At 58.8% G+C, this 18364-nt stretch carries 14 protein-coding genes and 1 pseudogene; 11 read left to right on the top strand and 4 right to left on the bottom strand.

Annotation, left to right across the window (positions count from 1 at the left end; genetic code table 11):
• Window positions 1-218 precede the first annotated feature (218 nt).
• The 3 genes from FHX16_RS16115 (at window position 219) to tehA (ending at window position 3033) form a co-directional block, all read left to right on the top strand.
• Window positions 219-887 (top strand): response regulator transcription factor, encoded by a 669-nt coding sequence (locus FHX16_RS16115; protein ID WP_259129424.1) that lies wholly within the window; start codon window positions 219-221, stop codon window positions 885-887.
• A gap of 326 nt (window positions 888-1213) precedes the next feature.
• Window positions 1214-1588, top strand: coding sequence for a response regulator (locus tag FHX16_RS16110; protein ID WP_310503132.1), 375 nt, complete (start codon window positions 1214-1216; stop codon window positions 1586-1588).
• 254 nt (window positions 1589-1842) lie between these two features.
• A complete protein-coding gene (tehA, locus tag FHX16_RS16105; protein ID WP_246712536.1) occupies window positions 1843-3033 on the top strand; it encodes a dicarboxylate transporter/tellurite-resistance protein TehA in 1191 nt (396 codons plus the stop codon).
• A 36-nt stretch (window positions 3034-3069) separates the two neighbouring features.
• Here the strand turns inward: tehA and FHX16_RS16100 are convergent, their stop codons facing one another.
• Complete coding sequence (locus FHX16_RS16100) at window positions 3070-4827, bottom strand: MOSC and FAD-binding oxidoreductase domain-containing protein (protein WP_183859093.1); 1758 nt, start codon at window positions 4825-4827, stop codon at window positions 3070-3072.
• Between the two features lie 380 nt (window positions 4828-5207).
• Here FHX16_RS16100 and FHX16_RS16095 point away from each other — a divergent pair, with 380 nt between their 5' ends.
• From FHX16_RS16095 to FHX16_RS16060, 8 genes are all read left to right on the top strand, one after another.
• Entirely contained in the window at window positions 5208-6350 is a 1143-nt protein-coding gene (locus FHX16_RS16095; protein WP_246712537.1) for an HlyD family secretion protein, read from the top strand.
• On the top strand, window positions 6343-7899 hold the full coding sequence (locus FHX16_RS16090; protein ID WP_183859097.1) for an MFS transporter: 1557 nt from the start codon (window positions 6343-6345) through the stop codon (window positions 7897-7899). The genes FHX16_RS16095 and FHX16_RS16090 overlap by 8 nt, the downstream gene beginning before the upstream one ends.
• A gap of 39 nt (window positions 7900-7938) precedes the next feature.
• Window positions 7939-9165: an adenylate/guanylate cyclase domain-containing protein gene (locus tag FHX16_RS16085; protein ID WP_183859099.1), complete on the top strand. Its 1227-nt coding sequence runs from the start codon at window positions 7939-7941 to the stop codon at window positions 9163-9165.
• Window positions 9166-9240: 75 nt separating this feature from the next.
• Window positions 9241-10194, top strand: a complete 954-nt coding sequence (locus tag FHX16_RS16080; protein ID WP_183859101.1) for an aldo/keto reductase — start codon at window positions 9241-9243, stop codon at window positions 10192-10194.
• A gap of 56 nt (window positions 10195-10250) precedes the next feature.
• Window positions 10251-10856, top strand: coding sequence for a TetR/AcrR family transcriptional regulator (locus tag FHX16_RS16075; RefSeq protein WP_183756786.1), 606 nt, complete (start codon window positions 10251-10253; stop codon window positions 10854-10856).
• 146 nt (window positions 10857-11002) lie between these two features.
• Complete coding sequence (locus FHX16_RS16070; protein WP_246712538.1) at window positions 11003-12796, top strand: acetolactate synthase 3 large subunit; 1794 nt, start codon at window positions 11003-11005, stop codon at window positions 12794-12796.
• Complete coding sequence (gene mug / locus FHX16_RS16065; protein WP_183859103.1) at window positions 12793-13344, top strand: G/U mismatch-specific DNA glycosylase; 552 nt, start codon at window positions 12793-12795, stop codon at window positions 13342-13344. Before FHX16_RS16070 ends, mug begins: the two co-directional genes overlap by 4 nt.
• 99 nt (window positions 13345-13443) lie before the next feature.
• Window positions 13444-14442 (top strand): GlxA family transcriptional regulator, encoded by a 999-nt coding sequence (locus FHX16_RS16060; RefSeq protein WP_259129423.1) that lies wholly within the window; start codon window positions 13444-13446, stop codon window positions 14440-14442.
• 6 nt (window positions 14443-14448) lie between these two features.
• Here the strand turns inward: FHX16_RS16060 and FHX16_RS16055 are convergent, their stop codons facing one another.
• The 3 genes and pseudogenes from FHX16_RS16055 to FHX16_RS16045 form a co-directional block, all read right to left on the bottom strand.
• Window positions 14449-14742, bottom strand: a complete 294-nt coding sequence (locus FHX16_RS16055) for a helix-turn-helix transcriptional regulator (protein ID WP_183859107.1) — start codon at window positions 14740-14742, stop codon at window positions 14449-14451.
• A 47-nt stretch (window positions 14743-14789) separates the two neighbouring features.
• Window positions 14790-15012 (bottom strand): annotated as a pseudogene (locus FHX16_RS16050) (thiamine pyrophosphate-dependent enzyme); the annotation flags it as partial.
• Between the two features lie 100 nt (window positions 15013-15112).
• Complete coding sequence (locus FHX16_RS16045) at window positions 15113-18040, bottom strand: 2-oxoglutarate dehydrogenase E1 component (RefSeq protein WP_259129418.1); 2928 nt, start codon at window positions 18038-18040, stop codon at window positions 15113-15115.
• Window positions 18041-18364 lie beyond the last annotated feature (324 nt).

Here is an 18364-nt window from a genome sequence, read left to right as displayed (position 1 = left end):
GCAGGTTCATCATGACATCGGTCATCGGTGGTTCCTTCCAATCAGGTTGGTGTGAGCAACCCGACTTTACCGGAGAACTTCGATGACCGCCGCTTCGCCGCTCGCTCGCTACGGCGCGATTGAGAACGCGCTCACGAGCGGCTTCGCTACCGCCGACCTACACCATTCGGCGGGACACGACCCCAACGGTCGTCGCACAGGAGGATGTCTTGCAGAACATGAACCCTCCAACAGATCGATGCCAATCGGCGCCTAGTGCGCTGTCGGTGCCGCCACGTCCCGTTATCATCATCATTGATGACGATGCTTCCGTTCGAGAATCGCTGGAATTGCTCGTACGCTCCGTGGGGTGGACACCCCTGCTGTTTTCATCTGCGCAAGACTACCTATCGCATCTTCCACGGCAGCTCCCAAGCTGCCTGGTTCTGGACGTTAATATGCCCGGACTGGACGGCCTCGACCTACAGGCGGCTCTAACCAGCAGGGGAAGCCGGGTGCCCATAGTGTTTGTTTCAGGCGTGGGCGACATACCGATGACAGTAAGAGCTCTGAAGGCCGGAGCTAGCGATTTCCTGACCAAGCCAATCGATCCGGGCGCATTCCTTGCGGTGATACGGACGGCGATCGCACAAAACGAGTCCATCCAACAGGAAGAAAATCACCTTGGCCAAATACGCCTGCGACACGGTTCCCTGACGCGGCGCGAAGGAGAGGTGATGGCACTTGTGGTTGCCGGGTTGCTGAACAAGCAGGTGGCATACGAGCTTGGCATTAGCGAAATAACGGTGAAGGCGCACCGAGGCCAGGTCATGCGAAAGATGGATGCCCGTTCGCTTCCCGATCTTGTGACCATGGCGGCTTTGTTGAACGTCAAGAGGCAAAGCTAGGGGAACGCGTTCGCGGCGAGCCCACGAGCGTGCCGACAGACGAGAGCGCCGGTTTTAGTGAAACCGCGATTGTCCGATCCTGCGTGCCTCCTCGACCCGCTACCGAGGTAGCGAACACACCTTCGTACAATATCATCCCTCCCTCTTTCGCGTGATGGTGCCCATCGAGCTCGTGTTCGAGATCGAGCCGTACCGCAATCGAGAGCACATCCGATACCATTGTCCAATATACTCTTGGTTGTCGGAAGCATATGCCTGATTGTGCGCCATGAGACATCCAGAGGTGGTCGCAAAAGAGGGCAAGCTGGAACCCAATTCCGGAGGTGATGATGGTGGATCTGCGTGCGCTCATATCCGTCGTAGACGACGATGTGTCGGTGCGCGAATCTCTGTCTGGTTTGCTTGGTTCTCTCGGGTTCGACGTCGAGACATTTTCATCCGCGAATGATTTTCTGCGCTCTCCTCGGATAGCTGAGGTGGAATGCATCGTTCTGGACGTCGCGATGCCGGTAATGTCTGGCCCGGAACTTTTTCAATCAATGATCTCCAGCGGACGCGATATTCCGATCGTATTCATCACGGGCGTCGAGGACGAAATTCTTCGAGACCGGCTGATATCAATGGGAGCGATCGACTGCCTGTATAAGCCGCTGTGCGTTGACGAACTTCGCAAGGCAGTCGCCTCTGCACTCCATCGTTGATAAAGCCTCGGTCGGCCGACGGTTCGAGATTCTGACGACGGTCCCACATGGGGGGCGCTACTGAGCTCTCGACGCGACACAGGGGTAGCCGCGGCTTCCTTCGGACGGTCCGAACGACTGAACATAGATCGCTTCGCCGGCTCCCTGACACCATGGTGCAATAGATCGAAACTCGGTTCAGTGAGAGGCTTTCCGCTTCGAAAGGCAGGAGTGTTCGATGATTGCGTTTGCGCATCACATCCGTAGGAAGGTGCTTGCCGGCGCAGCTTCGGCTGCGGTGCAGATTGTCCTTTCCTGCCGCGACGCGACCGCTGCAGAACCTGCCGCAGATATTCATCCTTTCAGATTTGGAGCCTCTCTGGATCAACCGCACCCACCTGTCGAGGCGCGTCAGAGCAACGCGTTTGCCCGATCCGGAGACCGTCGGCGACCATCGAAGGCGCTTGACTATAAAAATGGAGGCGTTCGTGAGCAGATTATCGACCAACGGAAGCTTGGGATCCACCTATGGTGCGGTGCTATTTCCTAGAGTCCAGGCAAGTTATTTCGGGTGCGTTCTGGGTCTATCCGGGTTGGCGACGAACTGGCGCCTCGCTGCGGAATTGTGGAGGCTTCCGACGATTATCGGCGAGGCGTTATATCTCTGTGCCGGCGCGATCTGGGTAGTATTCACCCTTCTGTTTCTAACCAAATGGGCGCTCGCGAGAGATGAAGCACTCGCCGAATTCTCCAATCCGGTGCAGAGCTGCTTCGTCGGCCTTCTCGGCGTGTCGTCAATGCTCATTGCGCTCGGTGTCCTGCCATATTCCTGGCTCGCGGGAGTGAGCCTATTCGCATTTGGCGCTATATTCACGGTCGTTTTCGGAGTCTGGTTGACAGGTTCCTTGTGGGAGGGAAACCGCGATCCAGTTTCCACCACGGCCGCCCTATATCTCCCAGCCGGCGCGGGATCGTTCGTGACCGCGATCGCCGCAAGCGCTTTCGGCCATTCAGACTGGAGCCAGTTGGCGTTTGGCGCCGGGTTCTTCTCCTGGTTGGCGATAGAGTCGGTGGTCCTGCACAGGCTTCTCACGAACAAGGAGTTGCCAGAATTGCTCCGCCCCATGCTGGGCATTCAACTGGCGCCGCCTGCTGTCGGGTGCCTTGCATATCTGAGTGGCACCACCGGGCACCCGGATCCGCTTTCGCATGCTCTCTTTGGATATGGCCTGCTTCAATTACTGATACTCGCCCGTTTGATCCCGTGGATCAGGCGGCAGCCTCTCGATCTATCCTACTGGGGAATTACGTTCGGGCTCACGGCGCTTACCAGTGCATCGATGAAAATGGCAGCGCGGACTGATGGTCCAGTTCTGGGGATGATCGCGCCGTTCCTCCTTATCATCTCAAGTGCGATCGTGCTGGCCATCGCAATCGGGAGCATTCGATGGCTCCTGAAGCGATAAATCACGGCACGAGCAACAGCGGGCGGCTCCATAAGCTTAAAGATCGAGGATTACATTCGCTTTGGGCTTGGAACAGCAGATGAGGACGTTTCCCTTCGCAGCCGTGTCCAACGGCTGGGGATCGTAGACGACGGCACCAGAAATTAGCGCCGTCTCGCACGTGTGACAGACACCAGCGCGGCAAGACCAGCGCACCGGGAGGTCGCAGGCTTCGGCAAAATTCAACAGGCTGTCGTAGTTTGAACTCCACGCGACGCTGAGCCCGCTCCTGGCGAATGTGATCAATGGTCCAGTTCCCCGTTCTCCGGGAGGCTGATGCGGACGACGTCCCTCGACCGCCGCGATGCCGGGCGTGATCGAGGAAACCGGCCCAAATGCCTCGGAGTGGATGCGGCTCCTATCGACCCCCGACGATCGGAGAAACTCAATGAGATCGCTCATGAATTCGGCGGGACCGCAGATGCAGTATTCGGCGTCGAGGGGCAAGGGCAAGGATTTGAGCACATCCGAATTCAGTCGGGATTTGCGGTCGTAGTCGCGTCCAATGACGTCCATCGGCGTCGGTGAGCTGTAGCAGATCACGCTGTGGGCGCGTGGGATCGATGACAGGAACCGACGGGCAGTTTCACCAAACGGATGTTGCAGACCGTTCCGCGCGCCGTGAAGCCACCAGATCTCCCGTTCTGTCCCCTCTTCCGCCAACGCCTCAAGCATTGCAAGCACTGGCGTCACTCCAATCCCGGCGCTTGTTAACACCACGGGACCGTCACCCTGCGGAAGAACGAACGCGCCACGCGGGGCGCTCAAGCCGACGACGTCGTCGACGACCAGGGTGTCGTGGATGTAGCCGCTAGCGCTTCCGCCAACTTCACGCTTCACGCTAATGGAAAACCCTCTACTATCCGGCCGCGCTGATAGGGAGTAGCTTCTCAGCCACGGGATCGAAGCGGTCGGCTTCAACTCGATTACGACGAATTGCCCAGGAAGGGCGTCGCCGATCGGGAGCCCGTCGCTCGGCTCCAACTCCAGCGAGACGACGTCGCTGCTCGCGAACGTCTTCCGGCTCACTCGGAATTCGCGAAATCCCTCCCAGGCCGGATCAGGCTGCGGGTACGCGGCCAGACCTGCGTTTCCGCTGGCCCGACCGTCGAGGTTAGCGTCCCTCAACTTCTCGAAGGACTGCCGCCAGCCCAGACTCAATGCCGGATTGTCGATCGCAAGGTCGAGACGGTCGATGGGATGGTCGGGTTTATATAGCAGGGCGTCGACCTCCGAGATCGTCAACCGGTTGAGTCCGGCGGCGACCATCTCGACGTCGTCGCCCGCCTCGACCAGCCCCTCCTCCAAGACCCGCATATAGAACCCCGGCCTACCATGGGAGACGAGAAGCGACGCCATCTCTGGGACATCCATACGGATCCCGAGGCGATAGCAGGTCACGCGTGGTTGCGAGATTTCGAACAACGCTTTGCCAATCCGGTATTGGTCTCCGATGCACGCTTCCGCATCTGACAGCCCTTCTACCGTGAAGTTTTCGCCGAATTGTCCGAAGACAAAGTCACTCCGACCGAGGAAACGTTGCCAGTAGTCATAGGATTCGATCTGGTACACGTACACCGCACGGTTCTCACCGCCGTGCCCCGCCAGGTCACCCTGGCCGTCCCCATCGATATTCAGGCGCCTTGCCATCCTGGGCCCGGCAACGGGTTCCTTCCAGATGCCGGTCCGGACCTCCCTGCCGTGCCAGGAGATGGTCTTGGGCAAACCTACGTTGACAGATAGTAGTCGGGCCATCGGGTTACCTCAAAGTCTCGTTGCCATCGAGGGCGGAGCGTCCAGCGCGCCTATCGAACCATCTCACAACCTGTCGAACCATCATACGATAGTATCGGCGATACCTAAGTCCTGTGGCGTGTAGCGCCGCCGGATGATCTGATACCCCCGTCCAGTGTCAGCAAAAACGAATAGCAGTACCGGCGAGAATTCATGAAACAGTCCTTTTCGATACGATACGTATCGTATATATGAAGCGTCTCAGGATTCTTACGGTTGACCGTCGACGAGACGGCCCGCCTTCCAGCGACGGAAGCGGCGAACGAATTCTGCAATCGCGGACCGCGAGGTCCATCACGACGGATGAAGTCATGGCGTGGTCAAAGAAAAGGAATTGGAGCTTGGCACACGAAAACAATGTAACGGCGCTCGTGCCGCAGCCGGGGGAAGCAAAAGCGTCGGCGGCTCCCACGGCTCCGGTGGCGGCAGTCCGCAACCGTTCATCGTTGATCGTCCCCAGTTCGGCAATCATTATAGCACTGGGCGCAGTGGTCGCAGCCGGGGCGAACTGGGACTCATGGGTCGCCGCGCGAAGCGTTCAATCTACCGACGACGCGGCGGTTTTTGCCGATGTCTCGTCCGTAAGTGCGCGCATCGGCGGGACGGTCGAGTTGGTGCCTGTAGCCGATTACACGCGTGTCAAAACCGGCGATCTTCTTTTTTCGATCGATCGGAAGCCATACGAAGTGGCATTGCGTTCCGCCGAGGCGAAGCTTGAGGCCGCGCGCGCCCAGCTCGAAGACAATTCGACGCAGCGTACTTTTCAATTCACGCAGATCGACGTGGCTGCGGCGCAACGCCAAGCGTCGGAAGCCGATAAGGTCCAGGCGGACAAGGAGCTCCAGCGTCAGACCCGGCTGGGCTTGGACGGCCGAGCAAGCTCCGTTCAAAACCTCGAGAAGGCTACGGCGGCGTTCGAGCGAGCTTCGGCGAATTCCAAGACCGCCAAAGCGAATGTAGATGCGCAACAGGTGAAGCTGGAAGTCCTCGCAAAACAACGCGAAGTCCTGCAGGCGAATGTCGACCTGGCCGAAGCGGACGTCGCTGCTCGGCGGCTGGACGTCGGGTATACGACCGTTCGTGCGCCGATCGATGGCATTGTCGCCAGACGAAATGTGCAAATCGGCAACTATGTGAGCGTTGGCACCAGTCTCATTTCGATCGTCCCTCTTCCCCATGTGTACGTTCTTGCGAACTACAAGGAAAACCAGCTCTCGAGAGTTCGCGAAGGGCAATCGGTAGAGGTGACAGCGGACCTCCTTCCCGGAGAGACGTTTCATGGCGCCGTCTCGAAGATTTCGCCTGCCAGCGGCTCGACCTTCGCCCTGCTTCCACCCGACAACGCCACCGGCAATTTCACCAAAGTTGCTCAGCGCCTGACGGTTCGCGTCGAGCTCGATGCAAAGCAGCCGCACTTCGAAAGGCTTCGGCCAGGAATGTCGGTCATCACGAAGATAGACACCGAGGCCGAAGGCCATGACTAAGACCGGAAATGGCAGCGACCTGCCGCGGCAAGGTTTTGTTGCCGTGGCAATGGTTCTGGCGTCGATATTGACCGCGTTCGACGTCCGGACGGCAAACATCGGCCTTGCGGACCTGCGCGGAGCGTTCGGGTTGAGCTTCGACGAAGGCGCGTGGCTGAGCACGTTTGCGACAGCGCCTCAGATACTGGTCGCCCCGAGCGTCGGCTGGTTGATAGCCGTCTTTGGCGTCAAGCGGGTGATGACTGTGCCCGTGGCGCTCTACTCGACGGTGTCGGTTCTCATCCCCTTCCAGCATTCGTTCGAAGTGCTTGCAGTTCTGCACGCGCTGCGAGCTGTGGTCCTCGGAATGTTCGTCGGCGCAACGCTGATGATAGCGTTCAAGAATCTCGACCGCAGGTACTGGATCTTCGCGCTGGCTTTCTACGTGCTCCGGATACCGTTCGCCCAGAATCTCGGTCTCTACACGGCGGGAAGCTACACCCAGACGATCGGTTGGCAATGGCTGTACTGGCAGGGCGCCTTGATTGCTCCCATGGTCGGAATCCTGTTCTGGTATGGCGCGAAGCCGGTCGTAACGGACCGGGAGTTGCTGAGCCGTGCGGACTGGGGCGGCATGGCGCTCTTCGGCGTCGCCTTGACCACGCTCTATTTTGCATTGGATCAGGGGAATCGATTGGATTGGTTTCGATCTGGAATGGTCGTTTCATTGATGATCGCCAGCGCTTTTCTGGTCCTCGTATTCCTCTTGCATGAGGCGCGCGTAACGCATCCGTGGGCGCATATTTCCGTGCTCTTCTCTCGGAATGTGGCCTTGGGCTTTGCGGCAATCGCTTGTTTCATGACCACCAGCTTAGGGAGCTCGCTTCTCGAGCCGAACTTCCTGGTCTCGGTCACGCGACTGCGCCCCGAGCAAGTGGGCGATTTTTCGGCGCCGCTTGCTATTGCACTCCTCCTGGTAGCCACCGGCACCGCTGTGGTGCTGGTAAGGACGATCAAGCAGAGGGCCACCCTGATCCTCGGGTTCTCATGTTTTCTTGTCTCGGCATGGTTGGGCACCCAACTCACCAACCTGTGGGCGCTGCCCGAATTCCGTCTGATAGTCGTTCTTCAAACGTTTGGAGAAGAGCTGGTGTTCCTTGCCGCCGTGGCAACGCTTTTCAGCAACGTGAATCCTGCGCGGGCCGTGTCGCTCACAGCATATGTTCAGGTCATGCGTCTGATCTGCTCTGAAACCGTCGCCACCACGATGACGACCTGGATTCGGCAGCGCGAGCAGTTGCACTCCAACCTCATCGGTCTTCACGTCACCGGCACGACGCCCGGATGGAACTCGATGCTCTCCAGTCTCGGTTCCGGTTCCTCGAGCGGTTCGACGTCCGCGGATGCTTTGAAGCGGGGATTGGGCGTGCTCGCTTCGATCGTGCAAAGGGAGGCTAATGTTCTAGCCTATATCGACGGGTTTTGGCTTACGTTCGCTGCAGCGGTCGCTGGACTGCTCGTTGTTTCTCTCATGGCTCCCTCACCCGCGCATCCACTTACGACCCGCTAAAATCGCAGATTCTTGCCAACAGACTGCTTTGACATGCCAATGAAAGACAACCGAGTTGCAGAGTTGACCGCCTGGCTGATGCAGTCGGGCATCGAAGGAATGCCCGAGGCCGACTTGCTGGCCGGCTTCTGCGTACGTTGCGCGGCGTCTGGCGTTCCGGTGGAACGAGCCAGTGCGGTGATCGAGGCGCTGCATCCCATGTACGAGCGTCGCGCTTTCAGATGGGACGCTAATCAGGCGATCGAGAGGTTGTCAGAGTTCGGATTGGGAACGGGTGGAAGCCTCGCGATAAACTGGGAACGGACCGCCTTCTTCTACCTGCGTACGACTGGCGACCTCGAAGTAAGGAGGCGCTTTTGCCATGGTGATGCGGGTGACTTTTATCTGCTCGACTCCATGAAGGCAGATGGGTTCACAGATTTTGTGGCCTTAGCACATAGGTTCGGAGACAACGGAACGATCGGGGAGATCGATTGCTTCTTTTCGCAGTTTGCAACACGAGCACCCGGCGGCTTTTCGAAAGCGGATCTCAACGCGCTTAAAGCGCTCGCACCCTGTCTGGCGCTCGCGACGAAGTGCGTCGCCATCAGCGGCGTCGCGCAGACAATTGCCAAGGTTTATCTCGGTGAGGATGCCGCACGACATGTGCTGCTCGGCCGGATGCGTCGAGACAAGACCGATCAGATTGCCGCCGCTCTCTGGTTCTCGGATCTCGCGAACTTCACCCGCATCTCGGACCTATCCGATCCGCAGGAGATCATCCCGATGCTCAACGACTACGCAGAGGCGGTCATTTCGTCGGTGAATGCTGCAGGCGGCGAAGTGCTCAAGCTGATGGGCGACGGCACTCTCGCGATCTTTCGAGGAGCTACTGCGCAGGAGGCCTGCGCTGCAGCGCTGCACGGGCGGGGCTTGCTCGACAAGAAGCTCGTTGATCTGAACGCGCGCCGCAGGATCGAAGGCCGCGCCGTGACGGAAGTCTATCTGGCTCTGCACTTCGGCGACGTCTTCTACGGCAATATTGGCGGACGGGAGCGATTGGATTTCACGGTCATCGGACCGACGGTGAACGAGGTGAGCAGGATTGCCTCGCTCTGCCGCTCGCTCGAAAGGGACCTCCTGATATCGTCGACATTTGCCTCAGCGCTGGAGGCGGACAACGGAGGTTGCCTGCTGTCGGTTGGCGCTCACACTTTACGAGGGGTCAGCCGTGCTCAAGAACTTTTCACGATCGAACGACGGGTCGACGTGGATGCCTCGCAGTAATTTCGACCGAGACATCTGTTGCCGTAGCGCAATGAGCGCTGTCGCATCGATGTTTTCTCAACCAAGGAGCATACAATGAAAGAAACGGTAGCGCCTCGCGATCGCCGCCTTCCTCTCCTGGACGGCCGCGGCCATATTCCGGTTGTCGGCTTCGGGACGTTGATACCCAGCCCTATGGCGACAAAGAACGCGGTCAAGCTGGCCATCGAAAGTGGCTTCCGCCACTTCGACTGCGCGGAGCGCTATCTGAATGAGCATGTGATCGGGGAAGCTTTACAGGATGCATTCAGCGCCGGGTTGGTCGGCCGCGAGGACATCTTTATCACCACGAAGCTGTGGAACACCAATCACAGGCCAGAGCGGGTCGAGGCCGCGTTTGAAGCGAGCTGCCTCAGACTGCAGGTGGACTACGTAGACGCATACCTCATACACACGCCGTTTGCCTTTCAGCCGGGAGATGAACACGATCCACGCGATGAGCATGGCGCCGTCATCTATGATGATCAGGTGAACTTGATCGACACATGGCGCGCGCTGGAAGCACTTGTCGATGGCGGGAAATGCAGGGCGATCGGTCTCTCCGACGTCACATTGCCGAAACTGAAGCTCGTCGTCGAAGCAGCAAGGATAAAGCCTGCCATCGTTCAGGTTGAATCACACCCTTATCTTCCTGAATGGGAGATGCTCGAGTACTGCAAGCGGGAAGGAATCGTATTATTGGCCTTCGCACCCCTGGGACATGGCATGGAACCGAACCTCCTTGAGGATCCGGTGATCCAGAACGTCGCCAGCCGCCTTGATATGACTCCAGCCCAAGTATCTCTTGCATGGGCCGCTCAGCGAGGAACAGCCTTTCTGACGACGTCCGTAACGCCAAGTCGCATCATGGAAAACGCCAACCTGCTCTCTATTCCCGAGGAAGCGCTGGTCGAGATCGACCAGAAGATCGAGACCGAGATCCGGTTCAATTCGGTCGTCGACACCGGCGTTCCAGGCTTCATCCCGCGCGCGCGACCGTCAAGCTTTTAAATAAGCCTCGCGCTTCGCGGTTGATCCTGACCTTCAACCTGAGTTACCCCTGAAGTATGACCAGTCTGCCAAAGCCTCTCGCCAAACCTCGCAAGTCCACCGGAGCCCGCCGCAATCCCGAGGCGGAGGCGGCCGTGCTTGCGGCGGCGCGCGAAGTGATCTCCGAGAAGGGGTACATCGGATTTTCGGTCGAGGAAGTCGCTCGCCGGGCGGGATCGGGCAAGACGACGATCTACCGATGGTATCCTACAAAGGCGGACCTTTTCATCGCGATCTACACGGCGGAGCGCCATCTTTCAGTTCCAGTTCCCGATACCGGTGATCTTTTGGACGACCTGGAGCAGTACACTGTCAGCTTGTGGCGCTTTTGGGCCTCGCATCCTGCCGGCGCGGCATTGAAAAGTCTCATTGCCGAAGCGCAGGGCGCGTCCGAGGCTCTGGACGCATTGCGGGAGCGGTTCCTGCCCGCCCGCACCGCCGACGTGAGACAGATGCTGAAGAGGGGCGCGGAACGAGGTCAGGTTCGCGCAGAGGACGTAGACGACAAGGTAACTCTCTGGGTCGGCCTAAGCTGGTTCAAACTGCTGGTGAACGAGCTTGATCAGGAACTGAGCGTCAGAAGGCTCATGGCGCACATCGCTGGAATACCCCCGGCGCCATGAAGCTCAGGCGTCGGTAGTGACGCTGGCAGCAATGGACGCGCATCTGTCCGTTTTTGCCCCCAGCAAGACAATTCGGTCATGCTCGAATTCTATATACTGGCGCGAAAGCGAAGTGGAAGCTTTCTCGTACCGAATGGAATTTAAGGATGAAACCAAACGAATACGCTATGCCGTCCGCGCCGGACGAAATGTCGGGAGCGGAGATGGTTGTTCGGGCGCTTGCAGATCATGGCGTCGAAGTGCTTTTCGGATACCCCGGTGGCGCCGTTCTGCCGATTTATGATGCCATGCTCGACGAGCCGAGGCTGCGGCATATTCTGGTTCGCCACGAGCAAGGTGCCGCACATGCGGCTGAAGGCTATGCGCGCTCCAGCGGAAAGCCCGGCGTCGTGCTCGTCACGAGCGGCCCCGGAGCGATCAACACCGTTGTCGGAATTGCGGACGCGCTGATGGACTCGATCCCACTTATCGTGATCACGGGCCAAGTGCCTACGCATCTGATAGGTACGGACGCGTTCCAAGAGGCGGACACTATCGGTATAACCAGGTCGTGTACCAAGCACAGCTATTTGGTCAGAAGCATCGAGGAACTGCCCCACGTGTTGCATGAGGCGTACCGTATCGCAACCACTGGCAGGCCGGGTCCAGTCGTCATCGACATCCCCAAAGATATTCAGGTCAAGGTAGGAAGATATGTCGGGCCAGCGGAAGCGCGACCTCTGCATCGGTTTGAGCCGCAGACCAAGGCATCCCCCTTACTTATTGACCAGGCGATAGCCTTGTTGGCGAAAGCACGACGGCCGATCATCTACAGCGGCGGCGGGATAATCAATTCAGGCCCAGCGGCGAGCCAGCGGCTTAGACAGTTCGCGGCTCTTCTGGGCGCCCCGGTCACATCGACGTTGACAGGTCTGGGTGCGTTTCCTGCTTCCGATCCGCTTTGGATTGGAATGCCTGGGATGCACGGCGCCTACGAGGCGAACCACGCGATGCACGACTGCGACGTGATGTTTTGCGTGGGCGCCCGGTTCGACGATCGCGTCACGGGTAGGCTGGACGCATTCTCTCCCGGTTCGCGCAAGATCCATGTCGACATCGATCCCTCGTCAATCGGCAAGGTCGTCCAGGTGGACGTCGGGATTGTCGGTGACGCCTGCTCGGTGCTCGACGACATGATCGCCGCTTGGCCGAAAACCTCGACCACAAGCCGCCAAGACCAGCTCTCGGTCTGGTGGGAACAGATCGAAAAGTGGCGATCACGCAACGCCTTCGGCTACCGGAAGTCCGACGAGGTCATCAAACCACAATATGCCATCGAACGATTGCGCGCCCTCACCCTTAACCGGGACGTTTATGTGACGACCGAAGTCGGGCAGCACCAGATGTGGGCAGCACAGTTCTTCAGCCTGGATGAACCGAACCGCTGGATGACTTCAGGCGGGCTTGGCACAATGGGCTACGGCCTCCCCGCAGCAATCGGGGCTCAACTCGCCCATCCGACGAGCACGGTCATCGATATCGCCGGAGAAGCCTCCATCCTGATGAATATCCAGGAGATGTCCACGGCGGTGCAGTACAAGCTTCCCGTCAAGATCTTCATTTTGAACAACGAGTACATGGGGATGATCAGACAATGGCAAGAGTTGCTACACGATGAGCGATATAGTCACTCCTACTCGGAAAGCCTGCCCGATTTCGTGAAGTTGGCGGAGGCCTACGGCGCCAAGGGAATGAGAGCTGAGATCCCGGCGGAACTGGATGGAAAGATCCTTGAGATGCTGGCCCACCCCGGTCCCGTAATCTTCGACTGTCGAGTAGAAAAGACGGAAAACTGTCTGCCTATGATTCCATCCGGAAAACCCCACAACGAAATGATCCTTTCGGACGAGGCGGTCGATCTGAGTTCAGTGATCACCGGGGATGGCCGCGCACTTGTATGAGTGAACGAGGTCCCCAGAACGAGGCGCCGGGCCCCACGGTCTCACCCGCGGGGCTGACGGACGTCTTGGCGCCTGACCTCTCTGTAGTTTTCTGCGGGCTGAACCCGGCGACCTCTGCTGTCCGGGACGGGCACAACTTTTCATCACCGAGCAACCGGTTTTGGCGCGTCCTTCATCTTTCCGGCTTCACCCCGTATCTGTTGCGCGCGGATCAGGAGCGCCAGGTTCTGGAATACGGTTGCGGCGTCACGGCCTTCGTATCTCGTGCGACAAAAAGCGCCGTCGAACTCGGTCCCCAGGACTACGCCTCCGCCGCGCCGGAATTCGAACGCAAGTTACGGGCTTTTCGGCCGAAAAGGCTGGCGTTCCTTGGGAAGCCGGCATTTGCCAGTCTCTGCGCATCGCAACGCTTTGACTGGGGCCGGCAAGCCATGACATTCGCCGGCGCGGAGGTCTGGGTACTGCCCAATCCCAGCGGGCTAAATCGATCGTTTTCGCTGCAGCGCCTTGTTGAGGAGTACGCTCGTCTCCGAGCGAGTTACGAGTAAGTCGATGCCAAAGTACTATTGTCCGACAGCCACCGCCGCCGGCAAAGTAGGCGCGGAAGATTTCGGCGGACTCTGGTGGCCGGCGCGAGGAGTAAGCTCATGCGCATAGCGATACTAGCCATGCCCGGCGTGCAAATGCTGGACGTCGCGGGACCGATGGACGTCTTTTCTGAAGCGAACAAGCTCATTAATGGGAGGACCGGATACGAGCTAGCTGTCGTCGGGCGGGACAGGGAGCCGGTCGTGGCGTCTAACGGCGGGCGCCTGCTCCCTGATCGGACCATCGACGAATCGCTGGAAGGGTTCGACACGCTTTTAATTGCTGGCAGCCCGCGCGTTCAAGACTTCGAGGCGGACCCCAAGTTGGTCGATTGGGTGAAGAGCGGATCCGTCCAGGTGCGCCGGCTGGCTTCTATCTGCACCGGAGCTTTTTTGCTGGGCAGCGCAGGCCTTCTCAACGGACGACGCGCAACGACGCACTGGAATTCCACGACAAGGCTCAGAAAGATGTTCCCAGCGATCGACGTCCAGCCGAATACGATTTTCATCAAAGACGGAACCGTCTACACCAGTGCCGGTGTAACGGCGAGCATGGATCTCGCACTCGCGATGGTCGAGGAAGATTTCGGTCGGGGCGTGGCGCTGAGGGTCGCGAAAGAGCTAATACTTTTCCTGCAGCGTCCAGGCGGTCAGTCGCAATTCAGCGTGCATCTTGAAGCTCAGGTCTCTGAAATGGGGCCTATTCGCGAGATAACTCAATGGGTAGCGGAACATATCGCCAATGATCTCGCCGTGGAGACGCTGGCGTCTCGTCTTGGGATGAGCGCGCGCAACTTCGCCCGCACGTTCAAACGCGAAACTGACATGACGCCAGGGGACTACGTCGAAGCCGTCAGGGTGGATGCCGCGAGAAGAATGCTTGAAGAGGGCGACGTTCCCTTGAAGCGCGTAGCAGCCTTGTGCGGCTTTAACGATCAGAGCGCCTTTCGGCGAGCTTTCGTCCGCCGCATCAACGTCACGCCGGTCGAATACAGAAGTCGCTTCCGTCGGGGCGTTACCCCACCGCCAAAAGAAATATTCACTGCGACGGGCGCTTGAGCCGGCCTAAATTTCTGTTGTGAGCTGATGCAGAAAGCTCGATATGGCTGCCTCATTCCTTCGGTAGAACTTCCACTGCCCGATCTTCCTGGCGCTCAGTAAATCAGCGTCCGTTAGTACTTTGAGATGACCGGATGCCGTCGACTGAGCCATTCCGTCGCGCTGGAATTGGCTGGCGCAAACCCCTAAATCAATTGGATATCCCTGCGGCCCAAAATACCGGTCAGGATCCTTCAGCCACTTTAGGATATTTAGTCGCGTCGGATGGGCCAGCGCTCTGATGATGGTCGCGGAATCCATATCTGATTTCCTAGTTGTCATTTGCCGTTTGCAGCGTTGGCGAACGGCCTCCTCGAGAGTTCCGCCATAACTGATCGCGGGCTCATGCCGGCGGCCAGCGTGTGCCCGCGCCCCCTGTAACTGGTGATGACCTGATCGCCGTGGATGAATGCGGCCCGCATTCCCATCGATCACCTCCTGTCGGATGTACAGATGACAAAAGCCGCCAATCAGGCCTGCCCCATACATCTGGCCTGCGCGCTCCTCGAAGCGCCGTATCAAGAGCATCATCCGTAATATTCAAGTAGGTCAGCCGCACGCGACCGCTTAGTGCTCTCGTTGGCTGTTTGAAGTTCAAGTTCCATTCGATCGGCCCGTCCAGTCTAAGAGATCAATCGGTAGCGAAGGCCCGGTCCATTATCGCCTGGAGCTCGGCGACGTGCCGTGCCATCTGTCCAGTAGCAGTAGAGGCCGACGCGGCGCGGCCGATATAGGTTGGCCGCTGCGCCAGGCCGCGTCCCTGCCCCGATGACCACTCCACGTAGGCTTCGACGAAAGACCAAGCGCCCATATTCTTCGGCTCTTCCTGGCACCAACATATTTCGGCTGTCCCGAACCGGTTCAGCTCGAGAGCAAGCGCCTTTGCGGGGAACGGATAGAGTTGCTCGAGCCGCAGTATGTAGACGTCGGTGACGCCGCGCTTGCGTCGTTCTGCCTCGAGATCGAAATAGATCTTGCCTGAGCACAAGAGAACTCTTCGCATCGACGGAGTCTCGACGAGGTCGCCGTCGTTCTCCGCATCGTCGCGAAGAATTCTCCGAAATGACGATCCGAGACCCAGTTCGTTGAGATCGGAGCGGCACCTCTTATGCCGCAGAAGACTCTTCGGCGTCATGAGAATGAGCGGCTTGCGAAAAGGCCGCGTTACCTGTCGTCTAAGCAGGTGGAAGTAGTTGGCAGGAGTAGTGCAATTAGCGACCTGCCAGTTGCCCTCTGCGGAGTTCTGCAGATAGCGCTCGAGGCGAGCCGACGAATGCTCAGGCCCCTGTCCGTCATATCCGTGTGGCAAGAGGCAGACCAAGCCTGACATGCGCAGCCATTTTCTTTCGGCCGACGACAGGAATTGATCGAATATCACCTGGGCTCCGTTTGCAAAATCTCCGAACTGAGCCTCCCACATGACGAGGCAATGCGGCTCCGCCAAAGAGTAGCCGTACTCGAATCCCAGCACGGCAACCTCAGACAACATCGAGTTGAAGGTTTCGCACGGCGCCTGGTCTACGCTTAGATGACATAGCGGTAGATAGCGGTCGCCGGTCTCCTGATCGATGATCACGGAATGACGCTGAGAGAAGGTTCCCCTTTCGCTGTCTTGGCCGGACAGGCGCACGCGATCGCCTTGTCTCGCAAGAGAACCCATGGCGAGAGCCTCGGCCGTAGACCAGTCGAGATCCCGTCCGCTCTCGACTGCCTTGCGGCGAGCTTCGAGGAACCGGATGACGGTCGGATGCGCTGCAAAGCGATCGGGGAGAGCAGTTATCGCCCGCCCGATATCCCGTAGCACTCCGAGATCAACACCTGTCGGACTATCCGACGTTTCTTCGCTTTCAGGTTCACCACGTTCCAATCCCGCCCATCGGCCGTCGAGCCAGTCGCCTTTGTTGGGCCGGTAGCTCTTTGACGCTTCCAGTTCTGTTTCGAGATAAGCCGACCATGTTGCCCCGGCTGCGTCAACGTCGGCTTCGGTCATAATCCCCTCGGCGACAAGCCGCTGGACGTACAGCTCCAGACTTGACCGATGCGATCGTATTTCCCTGTACATCGCCGGCTGCGTGAATGAAGGCTCGTCGCCCTCGTTATGGCCGAACAACCTGAAGCATATCAGATCGATGACCGCCGGCCGGTGAAACGTCTGCCGGTACTCGGTCGCAAGCCGCGCGACCCATGCAACGGCTTCCGGATCGTCTCCGTTGACGTGAAAAATGGGAGCATCTACGGCCTTGGCGACGTCGGAAGGGTAAGGAGAAGAACGCGCATAACTTGGATCAGTCGTGAATCCCACCTGATTGTTTATTATAAGATGGACTGATCCACCGGTTCGATAGCCCTTTAGCCCAGACAGCCCCAGGCTTTCCGCGACGACGCCTTGGCCTGCGAAGGCCGCATCTCCGTGGATCAGCAACGGCATCACGCTTGATCGCTCGACGGAGTCACCCCTCTGCTCCTGCTTGGCCCGCACCTTGCCCAGAACGACGGGGTCAATGACCTCCAGATGGGAGGGGTTCGCCACCAGCGACAAATGCATTTGCCTGCCATCGACGATGCGGTCCGAAGAGGTTCCAAGGTGATACTTGACGTCTCCAGATCCCTCCACGTCGTCAGGAAACGAGGCCCCCCCCTTGAACTCGCTGAAGATGGCCCGGTGCGGCTTTTTGATGACTTGGCCCAGTACGTTGAGGCGCCCTCTGTGGGCCATGCCCAGGACCACTTCGGCAACGCCCAGTTCAGCTCCCCGCGCTATTATCTCCTCAAGTGCGACGATCGTGGTTTCCGCGCCATCGATCCCGAACCTCGTCGTACCCACGAACTTCTTGCCGAGGAAGCGTTCAAACCCGGTGACCTCGACAAGTGTCTGAAGGATGGCACGCTTCTTCGTCCCCTCCGGCTGATACCTCTGCCCTTCGACCTGCCGTTGCATCCATTCGCGCCCGGCGGGGTCGGCAATGTGCATGTATTCAAAGCCAATCTTTCCGCAGTACGCGCTGCGCAAGGCCGAGACCAGTTGACGTGCACTCGCCGATTCCAAGCCCATGACGCCGCCTATGTAGACCGGACGGTCCAGATCCACGTCTTCAAACCCATGGAACGATGGTTCCAGTTCGCGGTTCTGTGCGCGTGGACTCAAACCGAGGGGATCCAGGTCCGCCGCAAGATGTCCTCTGGTCCGGTAACTCCCGATCAACGCCAGGGCACGCGCGGTGTCCCGTGCGTCAAACTCTGCAGAGACCGTACGATCGCCGGTCGCATCAGCCTCGGCTTTTGCCGACACTGTCTGCTGCCAGTTGCCGTCCAGCGCCGCGATGAGTTCACCTTGAAGTGGAACGGGCCAATTCGCATCCTTCCATGACGCCCCCTTCGCGACGTCGCCGATGTCGTCGCCAAGCTGGTCGAAAAAATCGCGCCATTCGGGACCCACGGAGTTCGGATTCTTGGCGAACATCGCCTGTAGCTCCTCAACATAGGAAGCATTCGTGCTGTCGAGGAATGCGGTCTGGCGGAAGGCCTCGTTCGCTGGCTGTCTTGTAAACGCGCTGTTCATTTCAGCACCCAGGTTCGGTTGTTTCACACACTGCACTTCGTTGACCGAGCGGACTGCGTGCCAACACAATAGCAGGATGGCTGTTGTCCGAAAGCGGCTTCAGAAGGCAATTCCGGACAAAGGCCCTGCAGATCCTGCCGATCGATGCGCCTACAATCTGCCACTGTGCTCGCTCCTCCAATTGCACCATGGTATCGGGAATTTCTCCACGGGGCGCAGACCCTCTGACCAATACCTAAGTGCACTTAAATCGTCTGCCGCAGCGGGTTACCCTGGACCTGTCGTTGACCTCCCACTCTCGAACGCACGTTCAAGACCGGCGAC

The sequence above is a fragment of the Rhizobium sp. BK661 genome, assembly GCF_024808825.1.
GTDB lineage: Bacteria > Pseudomonadota > Alphaproteobacteria > Rhizobiales > Rhizobiaceae > Rhizobium.
The sequence above is the reverse complement of the archived record's forward strand: the minus strand, read 5'-3'. Positions and strand labels throughout refer to the sequence as shown.